Here is a 26,659-nt window from a genome sequence, read left to right as displayed (position 1 = left end):
TCGGATGTCCTTCATGCTACCGTCCGCGCCGCCGGGCGCCCGGAGCGTCGTCGGGGTGGCGGACGACCTGTGCGCCGCTCTCCGCGGCGAATCCGCCACGCTGCCGCGCGTCGATTCGGCCGTGCTCGTGGTGATCGACGGCCTCGGGGCGATCAGCCTCCGCGGGCACGCCGGTCACGCCCGCTCGCTCACCGCGACGATGACGAAGAAGGACGTCGCGCAGACGGTCTTCCCGACGACGACGGCGGCCGCCCTCACGAGTCTCACCACCGGGGTCTGGCCGGGGGAGCACGGTCTCGTCGGCTATCGCGTCCGAGACCCGGAGCGGGATGTCCTCGTGAATCAGCTCAGCGGGTGGGAGACGGACGGTCTGGACCCGCTCACCTGGCAGGCCGCCCCCACGGTGTTCGAGCGCATGGCGGCGACGGGCCGGCCGGTCTTCGCCGTGGGGCTGGCGGCGTACGCGCACAGCGGCTTCACACGTGCGGCCCTCCGCGGCGCGACATTCGTCCCCGCGGCGACGCCGGAGGAACGGGTCGAGGCCTCCTACGCCCTGGCCGCGGAGAATCCGGGCTCCCTCGTCTACTGCTACCTGCCCGAGGTCGACAAGGCGGGGCACAAGCACGGGGTGGACTCCGCGGAATGGGTCACCGCGCTGGAGCGGATCGACGGCGCGCTCTCGGTCCGCGTCCCGCCGCGCGTGGGCGTGGTGGTGACCTCGGATCACGGCATGGTCGACGTACCGTCCCATCGGCAGGTCGTGCTCGAGGAGGAGCATCTCGTCGGCATCCGGCACGTCGGGGGCGAGCCTCGCATGCTGCACCTGTATCGGGAGCCGGACTCCGACACCGCGGTGCTGGCCACGCGTCTGCGCCGCGATCTGGAGGGGGTGGCCGAGGTCGCCACCCGGGAGGAGGCGCTGCGGGCCGGTCTCTTCGGCCCCGTCGTCAGCGACGACGCCCGGTCCCGGATCGGTGACGTGCTGATCGCCGCCACGGGTGTGCGCGCTCTCTACGACGGCACGGCCGAGGACCAGCGCAACCGCGGCATGATCGGGCAGCACGGCGCACTCACCCCGGAGGAGACCAGGGTGCCGTTCCTGCGGCTTGGCGCCTTCGCCTCCTGACGCGAGCGACCGCGGTCATTCGTCGGTGCGTGCTCCGAAGACGATCTCGTCCCACGACGGCATGGCGTTGCGGCGCCGCCGACGGCCGCCGCTGTCGCCGGCGTCGTTCGAGGACGGCTGACGAGGCGTGGGCTCCGGGGCCGCGGGCTCGTCGTCCGGCTCCTCCAATGCGGCGAAGAGGGCGATCGGATCGGTGTCGTCCTGAACGTCCTCGATCTCGTGCTCGATCGGCGCCGCCTCGCGCTGGCCGCGGCGACGGCGCAGGGCCTCGAGGAGATCGGCGGTCTCGGGGCTCGTCGAGGCGGCGTCGGGGGCGCGGTTGATCGCGGCGTCCTGGACCGCCGGCGCCGAGCGCTCGGGCTGCGCCGGCTCCTCTGCCTCGGCCGCGGGAGCCGGGACGAGGCGCGGTCCGAAGGCGCCGGAGTCGAAGCGGCTGTCGTCTTTGTAGGGCGAGGCGGCGCGGTCGGCCTCCACGGCTCGCAGACGCGGGATCAGGCCCTCCGGCAGGGACCCCTGTCGCGAGAGCTGCGTGGCGTCGGCGTTCAGCGGCGAGAGGGCGCTCCGCCGAGGGTCGAAGCTCCAACGCGCGTCGTGCTCGACGTCGTTGGTGGAGAACTCCAGCTTGATGATCCAGCCGGACTCCTCCTTCCAACTCGCCCAGCGCTCGGACGACGCGCCCACCTCGGCCAGCTTGGCGCGCACCGCGGCGCCGAACGTCGGCTGCGCGTCGGGCTCGACCTCGCTGCCGATGAGGACGGGGACGGCGAGCGCCTGGCCGATGATGTGCTCCCGCTCGGCGAGGACAGGACCCTCGAAGCGTGCGACGTCGTCGACGCTGATCCCGAGGAGCTCCGCGACCTCTGCGGCGGTGAGACCGGCGCGGATCTGGGCCTGGATGTCCCGCGGACTCGCGGCGAGCTTCTGCGCCGCCGGCTCGGCCTGGCGGGTCGCGCGGCGGATCTCCCGCTGCAGCACGGCGTCGATGGGCAGCGCGAACCGCTCGCCCGCCTCGGTCGCGAGGACGAGCACTCCTGCTTCTGTGCCGACGATAGTGACGTTTTCCATGCGAATGCCCCTCTGATGGGTGTGCGTTCATGGTGTCACGGGAGACGCGTCGGGAGAGGGAATACGGCGGGCGTGCCGTGAGTTTGCCCTGTCGCATGGGAGGGCATTTGCGAAACGCCCGCCGGTCATGCAAACTATGGCCGCCGATTACCCGACGGCGCACCCGCCCACTCGCACCATGAAAGTGGAGATTCACCGCATGGCAACCGATTACGACGCTCCCCGAAAGAGTGAAGACGACTCCGAGTCGATCGAAGCCCTCAAGGAGCGTGTGCCGGACAAGCTGTCCGGCACGACCGGAGACGAGGACTCCGACAACCCGTCGAACTTCGATCTCCCGGGCGCGGACCTCTCCGATCTCGAGCTGGATGTCGTCGTGCTGCCCGCGCAGCAGGACGAGTTCACCTGCATGAGCTGCTTCCTCGTGAAGCACCGCTCGCAGCTCGACCACGAGGGACCCGATGGCCCCATCTGCAAGGAGTGCGCTGCCTGAGCAGCCCTCTGCGCGACGCCTCACGCGCCCCCGACCATCCGGTCAGGGGCGCGCTGTCGTTTCTCCGGGGGCGGTCAGCCCCGCGCCGCGCGGATGGCCGCGGCGAGCCGATCGGGCGTCCTGGTCGAGATCGTCCACGCGATGACGGGGTCTGCCTCGTCGATGTTCGGCACCACGACGACACCGTCGATGCCGCCGCGGATGAGGTGCCACCCGCGAGCCGGGAGCTCCGGTCCTCGTGCGGCCCGTGCCTCGTCGCCGGTCAGCGCCACCGGCTCGCCGAGGTGGCGCGCGTCGATGTGGGCGGGTCCGGCGCGGAGCACGCCGTCCTGCACCGAGACGACCGGAGCCAGGGCGATGGCCGCCACCACGAGCAGCGCGGACACCGCTCCGCCGAGCAGCAGCGCGAAGGTCGAGCCGACCGGCACGAAGATCAGGGACACCATCGGTCCCGCCAGGGCGATCGTGACCAGCAGCCACAGGCTGGGGGCCAGGCGTTCGTGGTAGCGGGGACGTGCGTCCGTTGCGGGGTTCTGCATTAGCCTCATGGGGTGACCGATTCCGTTGATGTCCCCATTATCGCCGCAGCGGTCCCCGGCTATGCGCATCCGGGTGACGCCGGAGCCGATCTCGTCGCCGCCGAGGCCGTGCGGCTGGAGCCGGGGGAGCGCGCTCTCGTCCCCACGGGCGTGCGCATCGCGCTGCCGGACGGCTATGCGGCCTTCGTGGTGCCCCGCAGCGGTCTCGCGGCGAAGCACGGCATCTCGATCGTGAACTCTCCCGGCACCGTCGACGCCGGCTACCGGGGCGAGATCAAGGTCAGTCTGATCAACACGGACATCCACAGCGCGTACGATGTCGCCGTCGGCGATCGCATCGCACAGCTCATCGTGATGCCCGTCGCCCGTGCCCGGTTCCTCCCGGTCGACGAGCTGCCGGACAGCGTTCGCGGCGCCGGCGGATTCGGCTCGACCGGCTACCAGGCACAGACCCCCGAGAACGAAGCAGGACAGGCGAAATGACCGACAGCAACGAGACTCCTTCCAAGTCGGCGCCGGAGAACCGCGCCACCGAGGGCCCGTTCGACGACTCCGAGGCGAACCCCGTCCGCCCGTACATCGACCTCGGCGGGATCAAGATTCTGCCGCGCGAGGGGCTGAACCTGCGGCTCGAGGTGGAGGAGCAGAGCAAGCGCATCGTGGCGGTCGGGCTCGACTACGCCGAGTCGTCGCTCCAGGTGCAGCCGTTCGCGGCTCCGCGCAGCGGCGGTCTGTGGGACGAGACGCGCGTCCAGCTGCGCGACCAGGTCAAGGCGCAGGGCGGTCGCGTCGAGGAGCGGGAGGGGCCGCTCGGCAAGGAGCTGCTCGCGGAGGTGCCCGCGACCGCCAGTGAAGGCTCCGGCCTGCGCCTCGCGCGCTTCATCGGCATCGACGGGCCCCGCTGGTTCCTGCGTGGTGTGATCGGCGGCGCGGCGGCGTCCGACCCGGAGGCGGCGGCGAAGGTCGAGGACCTCTTCCGCTCGATCGTCGTCGTCCGCGGGGGAGCGCCCATGCCGCCGCGCGACCTCATCCCGCTGAAGATGCCGGCGACGCCGGGCTCCGCGTGACCACGCCGGACGCCGAGGAGCCGCGCACGCAGAGCGCGTCGGAGATCCTCGGAGCAGCACTCGGCGGCGCCGCGCGCAAGGCCGGGCTCGACCCGTCCGAGAGCGCGAGCACGCACAAGGTCGTCTGGTCGGCCATGGGCGGCTGGCGCGGGATCCTCGAGTCGGTGCTCCCGAGCCTCGCGTTCGTGATCCTGTTCACCCTTCGGCCTGAGCCCTTGCTGCTGCCCCTCGGAGTGTCCGTCGGTCTGGCCGCCGTGTTCACCGTCGTCCGGCTGGTGCAGAAGACTCCGCCGTCGGCCGCCCTCGGCGGACTGATCGCGGCCGTGGCCGCCGCCGGTCTGGCCCTGTGGACGGGCCGCGGCGAGGACAACTTCGTCCCCGGCCTCATCACGAACGCGGTCTACGGGTCGGCGATCCTCGTCTCGGCGCTCATCGGCTGGTCCGTCATCGGTCTCGCGGTCGGCTTCCTCATGGGGGAGGGAACCGCCTGGCGTGCGGACCGTCGCAAGCGGCGGGCCTTCTTCTGGTTGGGCATCGCCTGGGCCGCGCTGTTCTTCGCCCGACTGATCGTGCAGTTCCCGCTGTACCTGGCCGGCGACGTCACCGCTCTCGGGACCCTCAAGCTCGTGATGGGACTGCCGTTGTTCGCGCCCCTGATCGCGGTGACCTGGCTGGTCGTCCGTGCGCTCTATCCCCGCGCGTCGTCGCACGACGACCCCGCGGCGGCGTGATAGATTTATCTCGACATCAAGATAAATCACGGGCTTTCGCCGGTGACCAGCGCGGAGCAGACTGGTTAGGTCCCCCTTGCTAGCCGCGCGGCCGCACCGGCGAGCAAGATGGAGGCGCCTGTCGCTCCCATCCGAATAGAAGGAGACGGATTCGTGTCCACGGTGAACAGCTTCGGTGCCAAGAGCACCCTGACGGTCGGCAGCACCGACTACGAGATCTTCCGCATCGACACGGTGCCCGGTTTCGACAAGCTCCCCTTCAGCCTCAAGGTCCTCCTGGAGAACCTGCTTCGCACCGAGGACGGCGCGAACGTCACGAAGGCGCAGATCGAGGCGCTCGGGTCGTGGGACGCCAACGCGGAGCCCAACACGGAGATCCAGTTCACGCCGGCGCGCGTGGTCATGCAGGACTTCACCGGCGTGCCCTGCATCGTCGACCTCGCCACGATGCGTGAGGCCGTCACGGCGCTCGGCGGCGACCCGAACAAGATCAACCCGCTCTCGCCGGCCGAGATGGTCATAGACCACTCCGTCATCGCCGACCTCTTCGGCACCGAGAACGCCCTCGAGCGCAACGTCGAGATCGAGTACGAGCGCAACGGCGAGCGGTACCAGTTCCTCCGCTGGGGCCAGACCGCGTTCCAGGACTTCAAGGTCGTGCCCCCCGGCACCGGCATCGTCCACCAGGTGAACATCGAGCACCTGGCGAAGGTCATCTACGACCGCACCAACGGCGGCGTCCTCCAGGCCTACCCCGACACCTGTGTCGGCACCGACTCGCACACGACGATGGTCAACGGACTGGGCGTGCTCGGCTGGGGCGTCGGCGGCATCGAGGCCGAGGCCGCGATGCTCGGCCAGCCCGTGTCGATGCTCATCCCGCGCGTCGTCGGCTTCAAGCTCTCGGGTGAGATCCCCGCCGGCGTGACCGCGACCGACGTGGTGCTGACCATCACCGACATGCTGCGCAAGCACGGCGTCGTCGGCAAGTTCGTCGAGTTCTACGGCGAGGGCGTCGCCTCGGTGCCGCTGGCCAATCGCGCGACGATCGGCAACATGTCGCCCGAGTTCGGCTCGACCGCCGCGATCTTCCCGATCGACGACGTCACCCTCGACTACCTGCGCCTCACCGGCCGCAGCGAGGAGGCCGTCGCGCTCGTCGAGGCCTACGCCAAGGAGCAGAAGCTCTGGCACGACGCCTCCCACGAGCCGGTCTTCAGCGAGTACATGGAGCTCGACCTCGGCACGGTCGTCCCGTCCATCGCCGGCCCGAAGCGCCCGCAGGACCGCATCCTCCTCTCCGAGGCGAAGACGCAGTTCGAGCAGGACATCCTGAACTACGCCACGGCGTCGACCAGCGACGACATCGTCGACCTCGAGTCCAAGCACTCCTTCCCGGCGTCCGACCCCGGTCAGGTCCCCGGCGAGGAGGAGCCGACCACGCGTCCCGTGCACATCAGCAGCGGTGCGCCGGCCAACGTGTCGAACCCGGTCCCGGTCACGACTCCCGAGGGCGAGAAGTACATCCTCGACAACGGCGCCGTCACCCTGGCGGCCATCACGTCGTGCACCAACACGTCCAACCCGTCGGTGATGATCGCCGCCGGCCTCCTCGCCCGCAAGGCGCGGGAGAAGGGCCTCAAGCAGAAGCCGTGGGTGAAGACCACGCTCGGCCCCGGCTCGAAGGTCGTCACCGACTACTACGAGAAGTCGGGTCTGGACAAGGACCTCGAGGGCCTCGGCTTCTACACGGTCGGCTACGGCTGCACCATCTGCATCGGAAACTCCGGGCCGCTCATCGAAGAGGTCTCCGAGGCGATCAACTCGCACGACCTCGCGGTCACGGCCGTCCTCTCGGGCAACCGCAATTTCGAGGGCCGCATCAGCCCGGACGTGAAGATGAACTACCTGGCGAGCCCGCCGCTGGTCATCGCGTACGCCCTCGCGGGCTCGATGCACTTCGACTTCGAGACCGACGCGCTCGGCAAGGACGCGGACGGCAACGACGTGTTCCTCAAGGACATCTGGCCCTCGCCGGACGAGGTCCAGGAGATCGTCGACTCGTCGATCTCGCGCGACCAGTTCATCAAGCAGTACGCCACCGTGTTCGACGGTGACGAGCGCTGGCGCAACCTGCCCACGCCGGACGACGACACGTTCCAGTGGGACGAGAACTCGACGTACGTGCGCAAGGCCCCGTACTTCGACGGCATGACGATGGAGCTCACCCCGGTGAAGGACATCGAAGGTGCGCGCGTCATGGCGACGCTCGGCGACTCGGTCACCACCGACCACATCTCGCCGGCCGGCAACATCAAGCCGGGTACCCCCGCGGCCCAGTACCTCACGGAGCACGGCGTCGACCGCAAGGACTTCAACTCCTTCGGCTCGCGCCGCGGGAACCACGAGGTCATGATCCGCGGTACCTTCGCGAACATCCGCCTGAAGAACCTCATGGTCTCGGCCGTGAACGACGGACAGGTCGTCGAGGGCGGCTACACCCGCGACTTCACGCAGCCGGGCGGCCCGCAGTCGTACATCTACGACGCGTGCATGAACTACGCCGAGCAGGGCACCCCGCTCGTCGTCTTCGGCGGCAAGGAGTACGGCTCCGGCTCGTCCCGCGACTGGGCGGCCAAGGGCACGAGCCTCCTGGGCGTCAAGGCCGTGATCACGGAGAGCTTCGAGCGCATCCACCGCTCCAACCTCATCGGCATGGGCGTCGTCCCGCTGCAGTTCCCCGCCGGCGAGAGCTGGGAGTCGCTGGGTCTCGACGGCACCGAGATCGTCTCGATCACGGGACTCGAGGAGCTCAACAACGGCGTCACCCCGAAGACGGTCAAGGTCACCGCCACCCCGAGCGAGCACTCGCCCGAGGGCAAGCAGACCGTCGAGTTCGACGCGGTCGTCCGCATCGACACCCCCGGTGAGGCGGACTACTACCGCAACGGCGGCATCCTGCAGTACGTGCTGCGCTCGCTCGTCTGAGCCGCGACGACGAAGGGGCTCGTGTCCACGGACACGGGCCCCTTCGGCGTGTCAAGGGTCTCCCGCCCTCGGGGGATTCCCGGCTCCGAGCGGTAGGATCGGGAAGACGTCCGCACCCGTTCGGACGCTCTGCCGAGGCCTGTGAGGAGGCGCAGATGCCCATTCTTCCGAGCATCTCTGGACCGCGCGATCTTGATCGGCTCTCGCCGGAGCAACTGGAAGAACTCGCTGCGGAGATCCGGGCTTTCCTCGTCGAGAACGTCTCGCAGACGGGTGGGCACCTCGGTCCCAACCTCGGTGTCGTGGAGCTCACGATCGCCCTGCACCGTGTGTTCTCCTCGCCGGACGACCCCTTCATCTTCGACACCGGCCACCAGTCCTATGTCCACAAGATACTCACCGGCCGCCAGGACTTCTCGAAGCTGCGCGTCCGGGAGGGGCTCGCGGGCTACCCGCAGCGTGCGGAGAGCCCGCACGACGTCGTCGAGTCCTCTCACGCCTCCAGCTCGCTGAGCTGGGCCGACGGCGTATCCCGAGCACTCACCGCGACCGGCCGCGCGGACCGACACGTCGTCGCGGTCGTCGGCGACGGCGCGCTGACCGGCGGCATGACGTGGGAGGCGCTGAACAACATCTCCGACGACAACGACCGCAACCTCGTGATCGTCGTCAACGACAACGGCCGCTCCTACGCGCCGACCATCGGCGGCATGTCCCGCTTCCTGAACCGGGTCCGCACTGCGGCGGCGTACAAGGACCTCCACCACAAGTCCGATCGCCTCTTCCGCGCGTTCGGGCCGGTGGGTCGAGCGGTGTTCCGCGGAGTGCGCGGCGGCACCCACGGATTCCTCTCGCGGTTCACCAACAACGAGGCCCTGTACTCCAACCTCGACATCAAGTACCTCGGTCCCGTCGACGGCCACGATCTTCCGGCGCTGCTGGAGACCCTGGAGCTGGCGAAGTCCTACGGCGCACCCGTCATCGTGCACGCGATCACCGAGAAGGGCCGCGGGTATCAGCCGGCCCGCGACGATGAGGCCGACCAGTTCCACGCGGTCGGCAAGATCGACCCGACGACGGGGGAGACGCTGTCCTCGGGCGGCCGCGGGTGGACCGACGTCTTCTCCGACGCCCTCGTGAAGGTCGGCGAGCGCCGCTCGGACGTGATCGCCATCACCGCGGCGATGCTCCGGCCCACCGGCCTCGCCCCCTTCGCGGAGCGCTTCCCCGACCGTGTCTACGACGTCGGCATCGCCGAGCAGCACGCGGTGGCCTCGGCCGCCGGACTCGCGTACGGCGGCCTGCACCCGGTCGTCGCCGTGTACGCCACGTTCATGGGACGGGCGTTCGACCAGGTGCTCATGGACGTCGCGCTGCACCGCGCGGGCGTGACCTTCGTGCTCGATCGGGCCGGCGTCACGGGTCCCGACGGCCCGAGCCACCACGGCATGTGGGATCTGGCCATGCTGCAGATCGTCCCGCACATCCGCATCGCGGCGCCCCGTGACGGTGCGCGTCTGACCGAGGCGCTGGACGAAGCGGTCGCCGTCGAGGACGCTCCGACCGTCATCCGCTTCCCGAAGGGCGATGTCTCGGCCGATCTGCCGGCGCTCGAGCGCCTCTCGGACGGCGTGGACGTGCTGGCGCGCGGCGAGGGCGAAGACGTCCTCATCGTCGCCATCGGCCCCTTCGCCTCCCTGGCCGTCGACGTGGCGGAGCGGCTGCGCGCCCAGGGCATCGGCGCCACCGTGATCGACCCGCGGTGGGCGATCCCGGTGCAGCCCTCGGTGGTCGAGCTGGCGGCGCGGCATCGCCTGGTGATCACGCTCGAGGATGGCATCCGCGTGGGTGGCATCGGCACCCGCGTGCGGCAGGTGCTCCGCGAGGCGGGGATCGACACGGCGGTGGACGAGCTGGGCCTTCCCGACGAGTTCATCGACCACGCGTCGCGCGATCAGATCCTCGCCGACGCCGGTCTCACCGCCTCGAAGATCGCCCAGGACGTCGTGGCGCAGGTGCTGGGCACCCGTATCCCGAAGGCCCGCCACGCCGGTGAGACCGGCGCGATCGAGCTCCCGCTCCACGAGCGTCACTGACGGAGGGTCCCCCGGCGTCCGCTGCTCGTCAGGGCAGGTCGGCGAGTGTCTCGGCGACGATCCGCTCCACCGCCGGAAGGGCTCGGGCGCGGTCGTCGGAGACGAGCCCGATCCGCGTGCGGCGGTCGAGCACATCGGCTGCGGTCATCGCGCCTTGCGAACGCACAGCGTGCTCGACGGCGGCGCGGGAGAGTGCGCCGCCCTCGACGACATCGCCCGGTGCGGGATCGTCGATCAGGCGCAGGGTCGCGGTTCCACTGGGGCCGGCGCGGAGGCCGTACTGCCGCACCGCCAGGTCCACGGCGTCCTCGGCCATCCGCCGGTAGGTCGTCAGCTTGCCGCCGAGCACGGAGATCACCCCCGAGGCGGAGGCGCGCACGAGATGCCGACGGGAGACGTCCGCGGTCTCGGCCGCTCCGGTGTCGACGAGCGGGCGGAGGCCGGCGAAGGCTCCGCGGACGCGGTCCCGCGCCACCGGCTCCGCGAGCAGGCGGTTCAGTGTCTCCAGGAGGAAGCCGATCTCGGCCTCGGTGGGCTCGGCGACGGAGGGGATGGGACCCGGCGCGTCGACATCGGTGAGACCGACGATGACACGCCCGCCTCGCTGTGGCAGGGCGAACACGTAGCGGCTGATGGAACCTTCCAGCGGGATGGTCAGCGCCGCGGCCGGATCGCCGAGATCCGCGGCGTCCAGGACGATGTGGGTGCCGCGGCTCGGGCGCAGGGTGAGGCCGTCGTCGAGGGTCCCCGCCCACACCCCGGTGGCGTTGATGACCGTCCGCGCCCGGATATCGATGCGTTCCCCGGTGAGCGTGTCCGTCGCTGCAGCGCCGTCCGCGTGCAGCCGCTCGGCGCGGACCCTGGTGAGGATCCGCGCGCCGAGGCCGGCCGCCGTACGTGCGACCGCGACGACGAGGGCGGCGTCATCGGACAGTTGGCCGTCGTACGTGACCATGCCGCCGCGCAGTCCGCGGGGGTTCAGGGCGGGGAACAGGCGCAGTGCCCTCGCGGCCCCGACGGGATGCGGCCCGGGGAGGGTCTTCGCGCTCGTGCGCGCCTGCAGCCGGAGGAGGTCGCCCATGGCCATCCCCGCCGCCCCGGCCCCCCGCTGGCGGCCGCTCACGCCGGGGGCGAACGGGAGCAGCTGTCCGAGCGGACGAATGAGGTGGGGCGCGATCACCGACATCAGGAGATGCCGCTCCCGCGCACTCTCGCGCGCCGTCGCCACGTCGCCCGTCGCGAGGTACCGCAGGCCGCCGTGGACGAGCTTCGAGCTGAACCGGCTCGTCCCGAAGGCGAGGTCCGCCGCCTCGATCAGGGTCACCCGGAGACCGCGCGACGCGGCGTCCAGGGCCACGCCCGCCCCGGTGATCCCGCCGCCGACCACGAGGACGTCGCAGGTGCCGTCCGCCGCGGCGGCGAGATCGTTTCGGCGGCGGGCCGCGTGGAGGGCGGTCGGGGCGGAGGTCATGGCCGGAGGTGGCCGTCCAGCGCGGCGCGGAGCTCGCGTTCCCAGGCCTTCTCGTCGATGAGGTCGGCCACCGTGCCGTGCGACAGCACGGCGGACTGGGCGATCAGGAGCAGCATGACGGCGATCTCGCCGGGATCACCCGCGCGTACCGAGCCCTGGGCCTGCGCCGCCGCGATCGCGTCGGCGAGCCACTGGAGGATGAGTCGCTGGCTGGACCCCACCCGGTGCAGGGTGTAGCGCGTGAACGCCTCGGGTTCCTCGTCGAGGAGGTGGCCGTACACAGGGTCGGCCCGGAACAGGGAGGTGAATCGCAGCACGTCCGCGACGAGCGCGTCCCGGGAACCGGTCGTCGCGGGGAACCGGCTGAGGAGGTCGGCGACCCGCCGGAGGAGCGCGGATCGGACGACGTCGTCGGCATCCCGCCACGTCCGGTAGATGGTGGGCCGGCTGAGACCGGAACGACGCGCGAGGGCGGCGATCGTCACCCCGTGGACGCCGGCGCGGACGAGCAGCTCGTCGGCGGCGTCGAGCACCCGGCGTTGCGTGGCGTCCCAGGTCGGCGCGAGGATCTCGGCGCGCACGGCGGGCGGTTGACGTTCTTCCATGATGTGTCACACTGTAACCCATGGAGCAGGCGAACGGCAGAGGGGCCGACAGGCCCGAGATGCGCTGGAACGGCTGGGGCGATCCGGACCGGGCGAAAGACCTTCCGCTCGCGGTGCGCGGCCTGCTGCCCCTGCTGCTGGGTCGTGTTCCCCGTCCGCCCCGTGCGCCGGCGCTGGATGACGTGCGGGTGCGGCCCTCGCGACTGACCGCGGATGATCGCGACGCGCTGGCGGCGGTGGTCGGCCCCGATGCGGTGGACGTCACGACGTCGGTGCGCCTCCGGCACGCCGGAGGACGCTCCACCCCCGACCTTCTGCGACGACGGCATCCCGAGCAGGATGCGCCCGACGCCGTGGCGTTCCCTGCGGACCACGACGCCGTGCGCGCCTGCCTCGCTCTGGCGGGGGAGCGCGGGATCGCCGTCATCCCGTTCGGCGGAGGAACGAGCGTGGTCGGTGCGCTGGATCCGGAGACCGGCCGGCATCGTGCCGTCGTCAGCCTGGACCTGCGTCGACTCTCCGGGCTGCTCCACCTCGACCCGCTCAGTGGTCAGGCGACTCTCGCGGCGGGCACGACGGGACCGGAGGCCGAAGCGCTGCTCGGCGCCCAGGGGTTCGAGCTCGGGCACTTCCCGCAGAGCTTCCGGTACGCCACGATCGGCGGTTTCGCCGCTGCCCGATCCTCCGGACAGAACTCCGCGGGCAACGGGCGTTTCGATGCGATGGTGACGGGGATCCGGGTCGCGACGCCCACGGGGGACCTCGACCTCGGCCGCGCACCGGGATCGGCTGCCGGCCCCGACCTCGTCCGCCTCTTCCTGGGCTCTGAGGGGATCTTCGGCGTGATCACCGAGGTCCGGGTCCGGGTGCATCCGGTGCCGACGGACCGGATCTTCGAGTCGTGGACCTTCCCGGACTTCGACCGCGGCGCCGATGCGCTCCGGCGGGTGGTGCAGCACGGTGCGGGTCCCACGGTCATCCGCCTCTCCGACGAAGCCGAGACCGCGGTGAGCCTCGCCCAGGTCGGCCGGATCGGGAAGGCTCTCGCGAAGGGAGCCGGCGTCGTGACGGTGTTCGAGGGCGAGGACGCCTCCGGCCGCCGGGACCGGACCGCCGCGATCCTCGCTGCGGCAGGCGGCCGCAGTGCCGGCACCGGCGACGCGGAGGAGTGGGCGGCGGGACGATTCGACGGTCCGTACCTGCGCGACGCTCTGCTCGACGCCGGGGTGTTCTGCGAGACGCTGGAGACCGCGACGACCTGGTCGAACCTGCGCACTCTGAAGGAAGCGGTCGAGGCGGCCCTGCGGGACGGCTTCGACGCCGCGGATGCCCGCTCATACATCATGTGTCATGTCTCCCACGTGTATCCGACGGGCGCCTCCCTCTACTTCACGGTCCTCGCCGGGCTGCGACGGGACCCCCTCGGCGCGTGGGCGCTCGTGAAGGGGAAAGTGAACGACGCGATCCTCGCGAACGGCGGGACCATCAGCCACCATCACGCCGTGGGTCGCGATCACGCCCCGTGGCTCGCGGAGGAGATCGGGGACACCGGCATGCGGATCCTCACCGCCGTGAAGCGGGAGCTCGATCCCCGCGGCATCATGAACCCGGGCGCCGTCCTCGCCGATGTCCCGACCGGGACGACCGTCTGAGATGGGGCACATCGCGGTGCTGTCGAACCCGCTGTCCGGCAAGGGCCGCGGGCAGCGGGTCGCGGACGACGCGCTCGCTCACCTCCGACGGCGCGGGGCGGACGTGCGCGTGTACGCCGGGCGTTCGGCTGCCGACACGAGGCGGCTGGCCGCAGTGGCCCTGGACGCGGGACCGGACGGACTCGTCGTCGTGGGCGGCGACGGCACCCTCTCGGGCATCCTCGAGGTCGTGTGTGCGGCGGGTGTCCCGGTGACGGTGGTTCCCGCCGGGACCGGGAACGACCTGGCGCGCGCCCTCGGGCTGCCGCGCGCGGACGTGTCGGAGGCCGTGGAGCTCGCGCTGACCGGCGTGCCCCGTGCCATCGACATCGGCGAGGTGCGGACCGCGACGGGCACCTCGCTGTTCCTCACCGTGGCGGCGCTGGGGTTCGACGCCCGGGTGAGCGATCGCACCAACCGCCTCCGCTGGCCCTCCGGCGCGTTGCGGTACTACCTCGCGCTGCTGGTCGAGCTCGTCCGGCTGCGTCCGTTCGACTTCACGATCCGCGTCGATGACGGCCCGGAGACGGCGGCACCCGGCACGCTCGTCGCGGTCGGGAACACCGCGAGCTACGGCGGGGGGATGCCGGTGTGCATCGGCGCCGCCCCCGACGACGGCGTCCTCGACATCGTCGCCGTGGGTCCGCTCGGCCGCCTCCGCCTGGTGCGACTGTTCCCGCTCCTCCTGCGCGGGACGCACCTGGCGCGCCGGGAGGTGCGGCACGTCCGGGCCCGCACGGTCACCGTCGCCGCCCCGGGGCTCGTGGCCTACGCGGACGGTGAGCGTGTCGGTGAGGAGACCTGCACGATCTCGATCCGCGCGGGGGCACTGATCGTCATGACCCGGGCGGAGCGGAGGGACGCGCATGTTCGATGAGGACGTCGTCATCGTCGGTTCGGGCTTCGGCGGCTCCGTCGCGGCCCTCCGGCTCACGGAGAAGGGCTACCGCGTCCGCGTGTTCGAGGCCGGGCGGCGATTCGCCGACGAGGACTTCGCGAAGACCAGCTGGGACGTGCGTCGCTACCTCTGGGCCCCGGCGCTCGGGTGCTTCGGGGTGCAGCGCATCCATCGGCTTCCGCACGTCATGATCCTCGCCGGTGCGGGCGTGGGCGGGGGGTCGCTCAACTACGCCAACACGCTGTACGAACCGGGCGCGGCGTTCTTCGCCGACCCGCAGTGGGCATCGATCCGGGACTGGCGCACCGCGCTCGCCCCGCACTATGCCACAGCCCGGCGCATGCTCGGCGTGGTGGACCGCTATCCGCACGACGGACCGGTCGAGCGGATCATGGCCGGAGCCGCCGAGGACCTCGGGGTGGGCGCGACGTTCCGCCGCGCACCCGTGGGCGTGTGGTTCGGGGAACCGGGGAAGCGGGTCGCTGATCCGTTCTTCGGCGGGGAGGGCCCCGAGCGCACAGGCTGCACGCTCTGTGGGAACTGCATGGTCGGCTGCCGCGTCGGCGCGAAGAACACCCTCGTGAAGAACTACCTCGCCCTGGCCGAGCGCCGCGGGGCGGTCATCGAGCCGCTGCGCACCGTCACCGAGGTGCGCGAGCTGCCGGACGGCGGCTTCTCGGTCACGACACGACGCAGTGGTGCCTGGTTCCGGCGGCGTGAGCAGACCGTCATCGCGCGAGAGGTCGTGCTGGCGGCGGGGACCTGGGGCACCCAGCAGCTCCTCCATCGGATGAAGGCGTCGGGCGCGCTTCCGCGGATCTCCGACGCGGTGGGCCGGCTCACCCGGACGAACTCGGAGGCCTTGGACGGCGCCGTCGCCGTCCGGGTGCCGGAGCGGGTGGAGCTGGCGCGGGGCGTGGCGATCACCACCTCTTTCCACGTGGACGACCGCACCCATGTCGAGAACGTCCGCTACGGTCCGGGATCCAACCTCATGGGCGCTCTCGCCACCGTGCTGGTCCCCGGCGACCGCGCCCTGCCGGGCCGCCTCGCCGCACTCGCGGGGCAGGTGCTGCGCCGACCCGTGCAGGCCCTCCGCCTCGCCTCCCTCCGGCGCTGGAGCGAACGGGGGATCATCGCGCTCGTCATGCAGACCGCCGACAACTCGCTCACCCTGTCCCTGCGGCGTCGCCTCGGGCGGACGCGGCTCACGAGTGCCCAGGGGCATGGCGCGCCGAACCCCAGCCACCTGCCCGAGGCGCATCGCGCCGCCCGAGCCATCGCCGCGCGTCTGCAGCGTGAGGGCGGGGTGCCCACGGCGGCGCGCGGCTCCTGGCCCGAGGTCTTCGGGATCCCGCTCACCGCGCACTTCCTCGGGGGAGCGGTGATCTCCGGTGCACCGGAGGAGGGTGTCGTGGACGAGTATCAGCGCGTCTGGGGGCACCCCGGGCTGCACGTCGTCGACGGCGCCGCTGTGCCCGCGAATCCGGGGGTGAACCCGTCCCTGACCATCACCGCCCTCGCGGAGCACGCGCTGTCGCACTGGCCGCGCAACGGCGAGCCGGATACCCGTCCGACGCCGCGGACGACACAGGGGGCCACGCCCACGGCGCGACCCCCTGCGGAGAGCTGATCAGCGGTTCTGGATGCCGCGGATCTGCGGGGTGTGGAACGAGCCGCCGAATGCGCGCTCGGAGGCCCCCTCGCGGTCGAGGTACGGCGACGCCCCACCATCGATGAACGGCCAGCCGGCGCCGAGGATGAGGCACAGGTCGATGTCCTCGACCTCCGGCACCACGCCCTCGTCGAGCATCAGCTTGATCTCGGTCGCGAGACCGTCCTGCACGCGCTGCAGGATCGTGGCCGCCGACGCCGGGCTCTTGCCGACGGCGGGCGCCAGGACCTTCTCGGCCTGCTTCGTCCAGCCGACCACACGGCCGCCCTTGTCCTTCTCGACGACCTGGTCGAGCTCGGCCAGGGCGTGGAAGTTCTCGTTCGCGTAGAAGCGGTCCGGGAACGCGCGCACCATCGTGTCCTGCACGTGCGCGGCGACCTTCCAGCCGACGAGGTCGATGAGCTGGAAGGGGCCCATCGGCAGGCCGAGCGGCGCGAACGCCTTCTCGACGTCGGCGATCGGGGTGCCCTCGTAGACGGCGCGCGCCGCCTCGCCCATGACCTTTGCGAGCAGACGGTTCACCACGAAGCCCGGGGCGTCGGCGGTGAGCACCGCGTTCTTGCCGAGGTTCCTGGCGACGACGAACGCGGTCGACAGCGCGGTGTCCGCCGTCGCCGGCGTCTTCACGATCTCGATCAGCGGCATGACCGCGACCGGGTTGAAGAAGTGGAAGCCGACGAGCCGCTCCGGGTGGGCCAGCTTCGCGCCGATCTCCTCGACCGACAGCGACGAGGTGTTCGTGGCGAGCACCGCGTCCTCCGCGAGGATCTTCTCGATCTCGCCGAAGACCTGCTGCTTGACGCCGACCTCTTCGAAGACCGCCTCGATGACGAAGTCGCAGTCCGCGTAGAGGGTCTTGTCGGTCGTGCCCGTGACGAGACCGCGCAGCTTGTTCGCGGTGTCCGCGTCCACGCGGCCCTTGGCCTCCAGCTTGCCGATCTCCTCGTGGATGTAGGCGACGCCCTTGTCGACGCGCGCCTGGTCGAGGTCGGTGATCAGCACGGGCACCTGGAGCTTGCGCACGAACAGCAGCGCGAACTGGCTGGCCATGAGACCCGCACCGATGATGCCGACCTTGGTGACCTTCTTCGCGAGCTCCTTGTCAGGGGCGCCGACCGGGCGCTTCGCGCGCTTCTGCACGAGGTCGAAGGCGTACATCGACGCGGCGAACTGATCGCCGGTCACCAGTTCCGCCAGGGCCTCGTCTTCGCGGGCGAAGCCCTCCGCCTTGGTGCCGCTCTTCGCCTTGTCGAGCAGCTCGAGAGCCGCGTACGGCGACTTCGGCACGGTGCCGATCTTGGACTCCAGCATGCCCCGCGCCATCTTGATGGCGATCGGCCACTTGGTGAGGCGCTCGATCTTGCCCGGCTCGTTCTTGCGCACGACCTTCGTGCCGCCGAGGACCGCGTCCGCCCAGGCGAGCGAGTTCTCGAGGTAGTTCGCCGCGGGGAAGATGGCGTCGAAGATGCCCAGGTCGAAGGCCTGCTGCGGCTTCAGCATGCGGTTCTGCTTGAGCGGGTTGGAGATGACCACCTCGAGGGCGTTCTCGATGCCGATGAGGTTCGGCAGGAGGTAGGCGCCGCCCCACCCGGGGATGATGCCGAGGAAGACCTCGGGCAGTGCCACGGCCGCGGCCGAGGCGTCGACCGTGCGGTACGTGGAGTTCAGGGCGATCTCCAGCCCGCCGCCGAGCGCCAGGCCGTTCACGAACGCGAACGACGGCACGCCGAGCTCGCTCAGCTTCCCGAGCACCTTGTGGCCGAGCTGGGCGATCAGCCGCGCGTTGTCACGCGAACCGACCTTGCTGATGTCCGAGAGGTCGGCGCCGGCGGCCATGATGTACTGCTTGCCGGTGATGCCGACCGCCTGGATCTCGCCGGCCGCCGCGCGGGCCTTGAGGCCGTCCAGCGTCGCGCCGAGCTCGGTGAGGGTGGCCGGACCCAGGGTGTTCGGACGGGTGTGGTCACGACCGTTGTCCAGCGTGATCAGGGCGAGGACCTTGCCCGATGCGAGGCGGATGTCGCGCACGGGGGAGTGCGTGACGACCTCTCCCTCGGTGAGCGCCTGGATGGGCGAGAAGTCGACGTCGTCGTAGCTCACTTCTTCTTCTTTCCGTCGTAGTGCGGGTTCTCCCAGATGACCGAGCCACCCTGGCCGAGACCGACGCACATCGCCGTCAGGCCGTAGCGCACGTCGGGGCGCTCCGCGAACTGCGCCGCGAGCTGGATCATGAGCCGGACGCCGGAAGCGGCCAGCGGGTGGCCGACCGCGATCGCGCCGCCCCACGGATTCACCCGGGGGTCGTCGTCATCGATGCCGAAGTGATCGAGGAGGGAGATGACCTGGATGGCGAACGCCTCGTTGAGCTCGAACAGACCGATGTCGGAGATGTCGAGGCCGGCCTTCTTGAGCGCCTTCTCGGTCGACGGGATCGGGCCGATGCCCATGATCTCCGGCTGCACGCCGGCGAAGGCGAACGAGACCATCCGCATCTTCGGCGCGAGGCCGTGCTCCTTGACGGCGCTTCCGCCGGCGAGCAGCGACATCGTCGCGCCGTCGGTGAGCGGCGAAGACGTTCCGGCGGTGACGCGGCCGTGCGGACGGAACGGCGTCTTGAGGCCGGCGAGGTCCTCCATCGTGGTCTGCGGACGGCGGCCCTCGTCCTCGGTGGCCAGGCCCCAGGCCCCGTCGGCGCCCTTGATCGCGACCGGCACGAGATCCGGCTGGATCTTGCCGGCGTCATAGGCGGCCTGCACCTTCTGCTGGCTGCGCATGCCGTAGCGGTCGGAGCGCTCCTTGGTGAGGTGCGGGAAGCGGTCGAAGATGCGCTCCGCGGTGACGCCCATGTTGAGGGCTCCGGGGTCGACCATCTTCTCCGCCACGAAACGCGGGTTGGGGTCGGCGTTCGCGCCGATCGGGTGGTGCCCCATGTGCTCGACACCGCCCGCCAGGGCGAGGTCGTACATGCCCACGCCGATCGAGGCGCCCATGGTCGTCACGCTCGTCATCGCGCCGGCGCACATGCGCTCCACCGCGAGTCCGGGGACGGTCTGGGGGAGTCCGGCGAGGATCGCCACCGACCGCCCGAGGGTGAGCCCCTGGTCGCCGGTCTGGCTCGTCGCGGCGATGGCGACATCGTCGATGCGGTCCGCCGGTACGGCCGCGTTGCGCTCCATCAGGCCGATGGTCGCCTTCACGGCGAGGTCATCCGCGCGGGTGTTCCAGTACATGCCCTTTTCGCCGGCGCGCCCGAAGGGGGTGCGCACTCCATCGACGAAGAAGACGTCCGAGATCTCGGCCACTCTGCCTCCAAGTTAGTGCGGTGGCCTCAGTCTATGAACGGCCGGAAACCGGGAGGAATCGGTTGGATCGAACCTACGAAGCGGTCGCGGACGTGGTGTCCGGCGATTGCGCCGCCTCTACAAAGGCGTCGGCGATCTTCTGTGCAGTCTGTTCAACCTGCCAGGGGCGGGCTCCGAGCGCGGAGAGCGCGGCGCCGATCTCCTCCGCCGTCGTCCCAGGGCCGTCCCACGCGACCCGGCGCAGGTACTCGGGCGTGAGGAGGTTCTCGGTGGGCATGCCCAGCTCCTCCGCGACGGCCTCGACGGCGGGACGGGCGGCCTTCAGGCGGGCGTCCGCCTCCGGGTTGCGGTCGCCCCAGGCGCGGGGCGGCGGGAGTGCGTCGCTGGGCACACGCTCGCGCGGCAGCGTCTCGGCGGCACGGCCGTCGACGATCGCCTGCCACCACCGGTCGAGCTGGGTGCGGCTCGCGCGACCCTGGAACTCCTTGACTCCCGCGAGAGCCTGCTTGGAGGCGGGGTTGGCGAGGACCGCAGCGACGAGGGAGCGGTCGGGAACGAGGCGCCCGGGCGAGATGTCCTGCTGCTGCGCGTACATCTCGCGCGCCTCCCACAGGGCGCGGGCGACGGCGAGGTTGCGGGCGCCGCGCACCTGGTGGAGCCCGCTCAGCCGCCGCCAGGGGTCTTCGCGCGGGGCCTTCGGGGCGCGCGCCAGGGTGGCGGCGAACTCCTGCGCGGCGAACGCGGTCTTGCCCTGTTCTTCGAGCTCGGCGACGAGGGCGTCGCGGACGTCGACGAGGTGCAGCACGTCGAGCGCGGCATAGTCCAGCCAGGAGTCGGGCAGCGGACGGGTGGACCAGTCGGCCGCCGAGTGCTCCTTCTTCAGGGTGATGCTGAGCGTGTCCTCGACGACGGCGGCCAGACCCACCCGGTCGTGACCGAGCAGGCGGGACGCCAGCTCGGTGTCGAAGATCTCCTTCGGCTCCAGGTGCAGCTCGCGCAGCGACGGGAGGTCCTGGCTGGCCGCGTGGAGCACCCACTCGACGTCGCCGATGGCCTCCTGCAGAGGCGCGAAGTCGCCGATCGCGGGCGGGTCGAACAGGAACACCCCGGCCTCGCGCCGGAACACCTGAACCAGATAGGCCCGCTGCGAGTAGCGGAAGCCGGACGCCCGCTCGACATCGACGGCGACCGGCCCGGTGCCTGCGGCGAGCGCAGCGCAGGCGGCACGGAACTCCTCGGTTTCGGAGATCACGGAGTATTCAGTCACGTACAGCCTTTCGCGCGCCGATCACGGCGATGCCCTCGGAACCCGGCGGAAGCCCCGCCAGCATTCCGACCAGCTCGGCCCATGCTTCGACGTGCGGTCGGAACGGGCCCTCCGGAGTCCAGGACGCCCGCAATTCTATCTGTGCGCCGTCGCCCTCGTCGGCGAGGCCCCCGAATCCCTTCGACAGCGTCTTCGTCGACGTGCCGGACGGGGAGTGGTAGATCGCGTCCCGGGAATCCAGCGCGTCCACGAGCCACGACCAGGTGACGTCGGCGAGCAGGGGGTCGGTGCCGATCTCGGTCTCGAGTGGCGCCTGGGCGAAGATCACGATGCGCCAGGCGCCGCCCCAGGCATCCGGCTCGTCCGGATCGTGCAGCAGGATGAACCGTCCGGTCCCGTACACGGAGTCGCCGTCCTCGCCCGGGCGGACGTCGGCGGACAGGGCGATCGCGAAGGGGGCCAGATTCTGGGGCGTGGGGATCTCACGGACCGCGATGTCGTCGCGGAACGCGGTCGCGCGCAGTTCGGCGACGGCGGCGTCGAAGGGCGTCCCGGCCTCGGGGTGTGCGGTCACGGCAACAGGCTAGAGTCGGAAGGCGATGAAGAGTCTCAGGCACGCCGTTGCGATCGTTGTCCCCGCGCTCCTCGCTGTGGGCGCCGCCGTCGGGGTCCTCGTGATCGCGGTGGCGCGCCGGGTCGTCACCCCGTTGCGAAGCCGCATCCAGGACACCGAGATCCTCGCGATCGACACCGGCGCTCAGACGATCGAGCTCCGCCGCACGCTCGACACCGAGCTCCCGGGGCGATACGGCCTGTTCACGACGGGCACCTACGGCTACGTCAAGCTCGGTGCCGTCCTCAGCGCCGACGGCACGACGGTGCGGCGCAAGCTCCTCACGAAGATCGAACCCGGCGCCAGGGTGGACCGAGGTGCGTCCTTCAGCGGCAGCTACTACACGTCGCCGAGCGAGCTGCACCTGCGCTGGGAGAACGTGCTCATCGGCTCTCCGGCCGGGCCGTGCCCCGCATGGTTCTTCCCCGGGGACTCCTCGACCTGGGTCATCCAGGTGCACGGTCGGGGCACGACCAGGGCCGAATGCCTCCGTGCCGTGCCGGTGATGCACGCGGCGGGGCTGCCCACTCTCGTCGTGTCCTACCGCAACGACGGCGAGGCCCCGCGCACCAGAGCGGGCGCCTATGCCCTCGGGGCGTCGGAGTGGCGCGACGTGGACGCCGGGATCGCCTACGCGCTGCGTCACGGCGCCGAGCGGGTCGTGCTGATGGGCTGGTCCATGGGCGGGGCGGTGTCCCTGCAGGCTGCGGTCAACTCCGGCCATCGCGATCGCATCGCGGGCATCATCCTCGAGTCGCCGGTCGTGGACTGGCGCACCGTGCTGCGCTTCCAGGCGCGGGTCGCCCGAGTGCGCGAGCCCCTGCCCGCCCTCGCCATGGGGGCGCTGCAGCTGCCGCTCACGGCGAAGCTCAGCGGTGCGGACGAACCCATCCTGTTCGACCGCCTGGACATGGTCGCCCGTGCCGACGAACTGCACGCGCCGATCCTCATCCTGCACAGCGACGACGACGGCTTCGTTCCCGCGGACGCCTCGCACGCCCTGCAGGAGGCGCGGCCGGACCTCGTCACCATGCCGCGCTTCACGGTCGCGAGGCACACCAAGCTCTGGAACTACGACGAGAAGGGCTGGACGACCGCGATCACGGAGTGGCTCGCGGCGCAGGGGCTCAGCGCTTCTGCCTGACCTGGTTCTTGGCGCGCATCAGCATGCCGGTCATGCCGCCGATCCGCAGCGGTGACACCGCCTTCGTGAGCCCGATCGACTGCGGGTAGTCCTCGGGGATCGCCAGGACCTCGTCCGCCGTCAGCCCAGTGAGGCCCTGCACGAGGATGCTCGCGAAGCCCCGGGTCGTCGGCGCCTCTTCCGGAGCCGTGGCGTGCATGGTCACGACGTCGTCGTGGACTTCGACGTAGATGTAGACCGGCGACTGGCACTCCGCGACGCGCTCGCACATCTCCGGATGCGCCGCCACCTCGTCGGAGACGGCGGGCAGCTCGTCCGCGTACTCCAGGAGCAGCAGCAGGCGGTCCGATTCCGGGGTCTCCAGGAATCCGTCGCGGATCTCGGCGAGGGTCTCGGGCAGGGCGGAGGCGTTCATCCCCGCCATTCTCCCACCTCAGACGGTGCCGGGCTCCGTGCCCGTGACGATCGGGACGCGCACCGCGCTGCCCCACTCGGTCCACGAGCCGTCGTAGTTGCGGACGTTCTCGAAGCCGAGGAGGTGCTTCAGCACGAACCACGTGTGGCTCGAGCGCTCCCCGATGCGGCAGTAGGCCACGACGTCGTCGCCGTCCTGCAGCCCGGCGCCGTCCCGGTAGATGGCGTCGAGTTCCGCACGGCTCTTGAAGCCGCCGTCCTCGGCGACCGCCTTCGCCCACGGCACGCTCTGCGCGGTGGGGATGTGGCCGGCCCGCAGCGTCCCCTCCTCCGGGTAGGCGGGAGCCGTGGTCCGCTCGCCGCTGTACTCCTCCGGCGAGCGCACGTCGATGAGCGGGTTGCCGAGGTGGGCGAGCACGTCCTCCTTGTATGCGCGGATGGCCGTGTCGTCCCGCTCCACCACCGGGTACTCCGTGGCGGGGCGGTTCGTCGCCTCGCGGGTGAGCTCGCGGCCCTCCGCGATCCAGCGGTCACGACCGCCGTCGAGGAGGCGCACGTCCTCGTGGCCGAAGAGGGAGAACACCCAGAGCGCGTAGGCGGCCCACCAGTTGTTCTTGTCGCCGTAGATCACGACCGTGTCGTCGCGGGCGATGCCCTTGCGGCTGAGCAGCTCGGCGAAGCCCTCGCCGTCGACGTAGTCCCGCACCACCGGGTCGTTCAGCTCGGTGTGCCAGTCCACCTTCACCGCTCCGGGGATGTGGCCCGTCTCGTAGAGGAGGACGTCCTCGTCCGACTCGACGACCACGAGGCCGGGCTCTCCCAGGTGGGCGGCGAGCCACTCGGTCGTCACCAGGCGGCCGGGCTCGGCGTACTCGGCGAACTTGGGGGAGGAGGAGTCGAACTCGATGGCCATGGGGTCTCCGTAGCGGTGAGCGGGCGAGCGGGCGGTGCGGACGGCGTAGTGTGGATCCGTCCCTTCGACGATAGATCCTCCGCGCGCCCCCGGGACCCGATCCGTAAGACTTCGACACAGGCCGTTGCCTGATTCAGGACCGTGATGACCGACCCGACCACCCGCACCGGAACCGTCCACCTCACCGAGCGTACGCCGACGGTCAGCGGACCCGAGATGCTCGCGAGCCTCGTGCCGCCGCCGCAGTTCGACGACGCCACGTTCGACAGCTACCGGGCGGACCCCGCCTACCCGTCCCAGGAGGAGGCGAAGCAGACGCTGCTCCGCTTCGCCGGACGCGGCGCCCCCGTCAAGCGCGGCGGTCTGTTCAGCCGGGCCAAGAAGGAGCCGGAGCTCAAGCCCGGCGTCTACCTCGACGGCGGCTTCGGCGTGGGCAAGACCCATCTGCTCGCCTCGATCTACCACGCGATGCCTGCCCGACGGAAGTACTTCGGCTCGTTCATCGAGTACACCGCCCTGGTGGGTGCCCTCGGCTACAAGAACACCGTCGACCTCCTCAAGGGCGCCGATCTGCTCTGCATCGACGAGTTCGAGCTCGACGACCCGGGCGACACCATGGTCATGACGCGTCTGCTCGGGGAGCTCGTGCCCACCGGCACCCGGCTCGCGGCCACGTCCAACACGCCGCCGAACGCCCTCGGCGAGGGGCGCTTCGCCGCGCAGGACTTCCTCCGCGAGATCCACGCGATGTCGGACAGCTTCCAGACCCTGCGCATCGACGGCGTCGACTTCCGGCAGCGCGCGATCGACGGTCACGCCGTGGCGCTGGACGATGCCGCCTACAGCGCCGCCGTAGACGCCGCCGCGGCGGACGGCGCCGTTTCGGACGACGCGTTCGACGACCTCATCCGGCACCTGGCGCAGGTGCACCCCTCGCGCTACATCCGGCTCATCGACGGCCTGCACCGGGTGGGGCTGCGGGGCGTGCGCCAGCTCACCGACCAGTCCGAGGCCCTGCGGTTCGTCGCCTTCGTCGACCGCGTCTACGACGCCCAGATCCCGATCCTCGCGACGGGGCTCGGGCTCGACGCCGTGTTCTCCGACGAGATGCTCGCCGGCGGCTACCGCAAGAAGTACCTGCGCGCCATCTCCCGGCTCAACGCGCTCACGCATTCTGCGTAAGCCCGCAGGCCCGCGTAACGCGATGTTCACACGCGGAGGCGGGCTGTAACCGCGGGGAAACAAACCTCACGCATGGGCGAAATCGCCCGTGGTCACACTGAAGCTCTCAACTACTTCGGATGTGAGGTTTTCCTATGGATGCTCCCGGCAACATCTCGTGGGCGATCACCGCGACGGCACTGGTGCTGCTCATGACGCCCGGCGTCGCGTTCTTCTACGGCGGTCTCGTCAAAGCGAAGAGCGTCGTCAGCATGATGATGATGAGCTTCGGCTCGATCGGACTCGTCGCCGTGCTGTGGATTCTCTTCGGCTTCTCGATGAGCGCCGTGGACAGCCCGACGGCCTTCGCGGGCAACCCGTTCGCGGACATCGGCCTGTCCAGCCTCGCCTCGGGTGAGGGGTCGAACGTCGCCCTCCTCAGCGTCGCGTACGGCGCCACCTTCGCGATCATCACCGTCGCCCTCATCTCCGGGGCGATCGCCGATCGGGCGAAGTTCGGCAGCTGGCTGATCTTCGCGGGCGTCTTCGCCACGGTCGGCTACTTCCCGGTCGCTGCCTGGGTCTGGGGCGGTGGCTGGATCATGAACCTCGGCACCACCCTGTTCGGCGAGGACAGCGGCATCGGCGTGATCGACTACGCCGGCGGCACCGCGGTGCACATCAACGCGGGCGCCGCGGCGCTGGCCCTGGCCCTGGTGCTCGGCAAGCGCATCGGCTTCCAGAAGGGCATCCTCAAGCCGCACAACGTGCCGCTGACGCTGCTGGGCGCCGCCCTGCTGTGGTTCGGCTGGTTCGGCTTCAACGCCGGTGCGGAGTGGCTCGCCGAGGACATGGGCGGCGTCGGCCTCATCGGCCTGAACACGCTCGGCGCGACGGCGGCCGCGATCCTCGGCTGGATCCTCATCGAGCGCATCAAGGACGGCAAGCCCACCTCGGTCGGAGCCGCCTCCGGTGCGGTGGCGGGTCTCGTGGCGATCACCCCGGCCTGCGCCAACCTCACCCCCGGGTGGTCCCTCCTGCTCGGCGCGGTCGCCGGCATCGTCTGCGCCCTCGCAGTGGAGCTGAAGTTCCGCCTCGGCTTCGACGACTCGCTCGACGTGGTCGGTATCCACCTCGTCGGCGGTCTCATCGGCACCGTGTACCTCGGCTTCTTCGCGACCGGCACCGGCCTGTTCGTCGGCGGCGACGCCCGCCAGCTCGCCGTCCAGGTGATCGCCGCCGCCGGCGTGCTGATCTACTCCTTCGTGGTCGCCTGGGTGATCGGCTTCGTGATCCAGAAGACGATCGGGTTCCGCATCACGAACGAGGACGAGATCGCCGGTGTCGACCAGGTCGTCCACGGCGAGGAGGGCTACGCTCTCGCGAACGCGTGACGACGG

At 70.8% G+C, this 26,659-nt stretch carries 23 protein-coding genes; 13 read left to right on the top strand and 10 right to left on the bottom strand.

Going from position 1 to position 26,659, the window contains the following annotated elements:
* The first annotated feature begins 4 nt into the window (after positions 1 to 4).
* Entirely contained in the window at positions 5 to 1,126 is a 1,122-nt protein-coding gene (locus tag ACFU8V_RS11305) for an alkaline phosphatase family protein (protein WP_378871139.1), read from the top strand.
* Positions 1,127 to 1,141: 15 nt separating this feature from the next.
* Here the strand turns inward: ACFU8V_RS11305 and sepH are convergent, their stop codons facing one another.
* Positions 1,142 to 2,191 carry a septation protein SepH gene (gene sepH, locus ACFU8V_RS11300; RefSeq protein WP_378871136.1) on the bottom strand — a complete coding sequence of 350 codons (1,050 nt, stop codon included), beginning with the start codon at positions 2,189 to 2,191 and terminating at the stop codon, positions 1,142 to 1,144.
* 199 nt (positions 2,192 to 2,390) lie between these two features.
* On the opposite strand from sepH, the gene ACFU8V_RS11295 reads away from it, so the two are divergent.
* Entirely contained in the window at positions 2,391 to 2,684 is a 294-nt protein-coding gene (locus ACFU8V_RS11295) for a DUF4193 domain-containing protein (RefSeq protein WP_025103572.1), read from the top strand.
* 74 nt (positions 2,685 to 2,758) lie between these two features.
* Here the strand turns inward: ACFU8V_RS11295 and ACFU8V_RS11290 are convergent, their stop codons facing one another.
* Positions 2,759 to 3,223 (bottom strand): DUF3093 domain-containing protein, encoded by a 465-nt coding sequence (locus tag ACFU8V_RS11290; RefSeq protein WP_085607625.1) that lies wholly within the window; start codon positions 3,221 to 3,223, stop codon positions 2,759 to 2,761.
* 12 nt (positions 3,224 to 3,235) lie between these two features.
* Between ACFU8V_RS11290 and dut the strand changes: the two genes are divergently transcribed.
* The 5 genes from dut to dxs all read left to right on the top strand — a co-directional run bounded on the left by dut (position 3,236) and on the right by dxs (position 10,105).
* On the top strand, positions 3,236 to 3,706 hold the full coding sequence (gene dut / locus ACFU8V_RS11285; protein ID WP_126893121.1) for a dUTP diphosphatase: 471 nt from the start codon (positions 3,236 to 3,238) through the stop codon (positions 3,704 to 3,706).
* On the top strand, positions 3,703 to 4,290 hold the full coding sequence (locus tag ACFU8V_RS11280; protein WP_025103569.1) for a DUF3710 domain-containing protein: 588 nt from the start codon (positions 3,703 to 3,705) through the stop codon (positions 4,288 to 4,290). The genes dut and ACFU8V_RS11280 overlap by 4 nt, the downstream gene beginning before the upstream one ends.
* Positions 4,287 to 5,021: a DUF3159 domain-containing protein gene (locus ACFU8V_RS11275; protein ID WP_378871131.1), complete on the top strand. Its 735-nt coding sequence runs from the start codon at positions 4,287 to 4,289 to the stop codon at positions 5,019 to 5,021. Before ACFU8V_RS11280 ends, ACFU8V_RS11275 begins: the two co-directional genes overlap by 4 nt.
* 108 nt (positions 5,022 to 5,129) lie before the next feature.
* Positions 5,130 to 8,009, top strand: a complete 2,880-nt coding sequence (locus ACFU8V_RS11270) for an aconitate hydratase (RefSeq protein ID WP_197426452.1) — start codon at positions 5,130 to 5,132, stop codon at positions 8,007 to 8,009.
* A gap of 155 nt (positions 8,010 to 8,164) precedes the next feature.
* Positions 8,165 to 10,105, top strand: a complete 1,941-nt coding sequence (gene dxs / locus ACFU8V_RS11265) for a 1-deoxy-D-xylulose-5-phosphate synthase (RefSeq protein WP_060921816.1) — start codon at positions 8,165 to 8,167, stop codon at positions 10,103 to 10,105.
* A 28-nt stretch (positions 10,106 to 10,133) separates the two neighbouring features.
* On the opposite strand, the gene ACFU8V_RS11260 is transcribed toward dxs, so the two are convergent.
* Entirely contained in the window at positions 10,134 to 11,576 is a 1,443-nt protein-coding gene (locus ACFU8V_RS11260; protein ID WP_378871127.1) for an FAD-dependent oxidoreductase, read from the bottom strand.
* The gene (locus ACFU8V_RS11255) at positions 11,573 to 12,181 is read right to left on the bottom strand and encodes a TetR/AcrR family transcriptional regulator (protein WP_378871124.1); all 609 of its coding nucleotides are present in this window, start codon (positions 12,179 to 12,181) and stop codon (positions 11,573 to 11,575) included. The genes ACFU8V_RS11260 and ACFU8V_RS11255 overlap by 4 nt, the downstream gene beginning before the upstream one ends.
* A 20-nt stretch (positions 12,182 to 12,201) precedes the next feature.
* On the opposite strand from ACFU8V_RS11255, the gene ACFU8V_RS11250 reads away from it, so the two are divergent.
* Genes ACFU8V_RS11250 through ACFU8V_RS11240 form a run of 3 tightly spaced genes read left to right on the top strand, consistent with a single transcriptional unit; the run spans position 12,202 to position 16,403 of the window.
* Positions 12,202 to 13,833 (top strand): FAD-binding oxidoreductase, encoded by a 1,632-nt coding sequence (locus tag ACFU8V_RS11250; protein ID WP_238695584.1) that lies wholly within the window; start codon positions 12,202 to 12,204, stop codon positions 13,831 to 13,833.
* 1 nt (position 13,834) lies between these two features.
* Positions 13,835 to 14,749 (top strand): YegS/Rv2252/BmrU family lipid kinase, encoded by a 915-nt coding sequence (locus tag ACFU8V_RS11245; protein WP_249521845.1) that lies wholly within the window; start codon positions 13,835 to 13,837, stop codon positions 14,747 to 14,749.
* Positions 14,739 to 16,403: a GMC oxidoreductase gene (locus ACFU8V_RS11240; protein WP_249521846.1), complete on the top strand. Its 1,665-nt coding sequence runs from the start codon at positions 14,739 to 14,741 to the stop codon at positions 16,401 to 16,403. The genes ACFU8V_RS11245 and ACFU8V_RS11240 overlap by 11 nt, the downstream gene beginning before the upstream one ends.
* Here ACFU8V_RS11240 and ACFU8V_RS11235 read toward each other — a convergent pair whose 3' ends face one another.
* The 4 genes from ACFU8V_RS11235 to ACFU8V_RS11220 form a co-directional block, all read right to left on the bottom strand.
* On the bottom strand, positions 16,404 to 18,545 hold the full coding sequence (locus ACFU8V_RS11235; protein ID WP_378871119.1) for a 3-hydroxyacyl-CoA dehydrogenase NAD-binding domain-containing protein: 2,142 nt from the start codon (positions 18,543 to 18,545) through the stop codon (positions 16,404 to 16,406).
* Positions 18,542 to 19,747, bottom strand: coding sequence for a thiolase family protein (locus ACFU8V_RS11230; RefSeq protein WP_378871116.1), 1,206 nt, complete (start codon positions 19,745 to 19,747; stop codon positions 18,542 to 18,544). Before ACFU8V_RS11230 ends, ACFU8V_RS11235 begins: the two co-directional genes overlap by 4 nt.
* A 73-nt stretch (positions 19,748 to 19,820) precedes the next feature.
* The gene (locus tag ACFU8V_RS11225; RefSeq protein WP_338566136.1) at positions 19,821 to 21,014 is read right to left on the bottom strand and encodes an HRDC domain-containing protein; all 1,194 of its coding nucleotides are present in this window, start codon (positions 21,012 to 21,014) and stop codon (positions 19,821 to 19,823) included.
* A complete protein-coding gene (locus tag ACFU8V_RS11220; protein WP_025103557.1) occupies positions 21,007 to 21,588 on the bottom strand; it encodes a DUF3000 domain-containing protein in 582 nt (193 codons plus the stop codon). The genes ACFU8V_RS11225 and ACFU8V_RS11220 overlap by 8 nt, the downstream gene beginning before the upstream one ends.
* Positions 21,589 to 21,613: 25 nt before the next feature.
* Between ACFU8V_RS11220 and ACFU8V_RS11215 the strand changes: the two genes are divergently transcribed.
* Positions 21,614 to 22,771 carry a S9 family peptidase gene (locus ACFU8V_RS11215; RefSeq protein WP_025103556.1) on the top strand — a complete coding sequence of 386 codons (1,158 nt, stop codon included), beginning with the start codon at positions 21,614 to 21,616 and terminating at the stop codon, positions 22,769 to 22,771.
* On the opposite strand, the gene ACFU8V_RS11210 is transcribed toward ACFU8V_RS11215, so the two are convergent.
* Together ACFU8V_RS11210 and ACFU8V_RS11205 are read right to left on the bottom strand one after the other, a co-directional pair.
* Positions 22,755 to 23,186, bottom strand: a complete 432-nt coding sequence (locus ACFU8V_RS11210) for a SufE family protein (protein WP_025103555.1) — start codon at positions 23,184 to 23,186, stop codon at positions 22,755 to 22,757. The genes ACFU8V_RS11215 and ACFU8V_RS11210 overlap by 17 nt on opposite strands.
* Positions 23,187 to 23,204: 18 nt before the next feature.
* A complete protein-coding gene (locus tag ACFU8V_RS11205) occupies positions 23,205 to 24,098 on the bottom strand; it encodes a sulfurtransferase (protein WP_025103554.1) in 894 nt (297 codons plus the stop codon).
* Between the two features lie 144 nt (positions 24,099 to 24,242).
* Between ACFU8V_RS11205 and zapE the strand changes: the two genes are divergently transcribed.
* Positions 24,243 to 25,280, top strand: a complete 1,038-nt coding sequence (gene zapE / locus ACFU8V_RS11200) for a cell division protein ZapE (RefSeq protein WP_025103553.1) — start codon at positions 24,243 to 24,245, stop codon at positions 25,278 to 25,280.
* Between the two features lie 134 nt (positions 25,281 to 25,414).
* Positions 25,415 to 26,653 carry an ammonium transporter gene (locus ACFU8V_RS11195; RefSeq protein WP_025103552.1) on the top strand — a complete coding sequence of 413 codons (1,239 nt, stop codon included), beginning with the start codon at positions 25,415 to 25,417 and terminating at the stop codon, positions 26,651 to 26,653.
* Positions 26,654 to 26,659: the final 6 nt, after the last annotated feature.

The sequence above is a fragment of the Microbacterium sp. NPDC057658 genome, assembly GCF_042799975.1.
Lineage (GTDB): Bacteria > Actinomycetota > Actinomycetes > Actinomycetales > Microbacteriaceae > Microbacterium.
The sequence above is the reverse complement of the archived record's forward strand: the minus strand, read 5'-3'. Positions and strand labels throughout refer to the sequence as shown.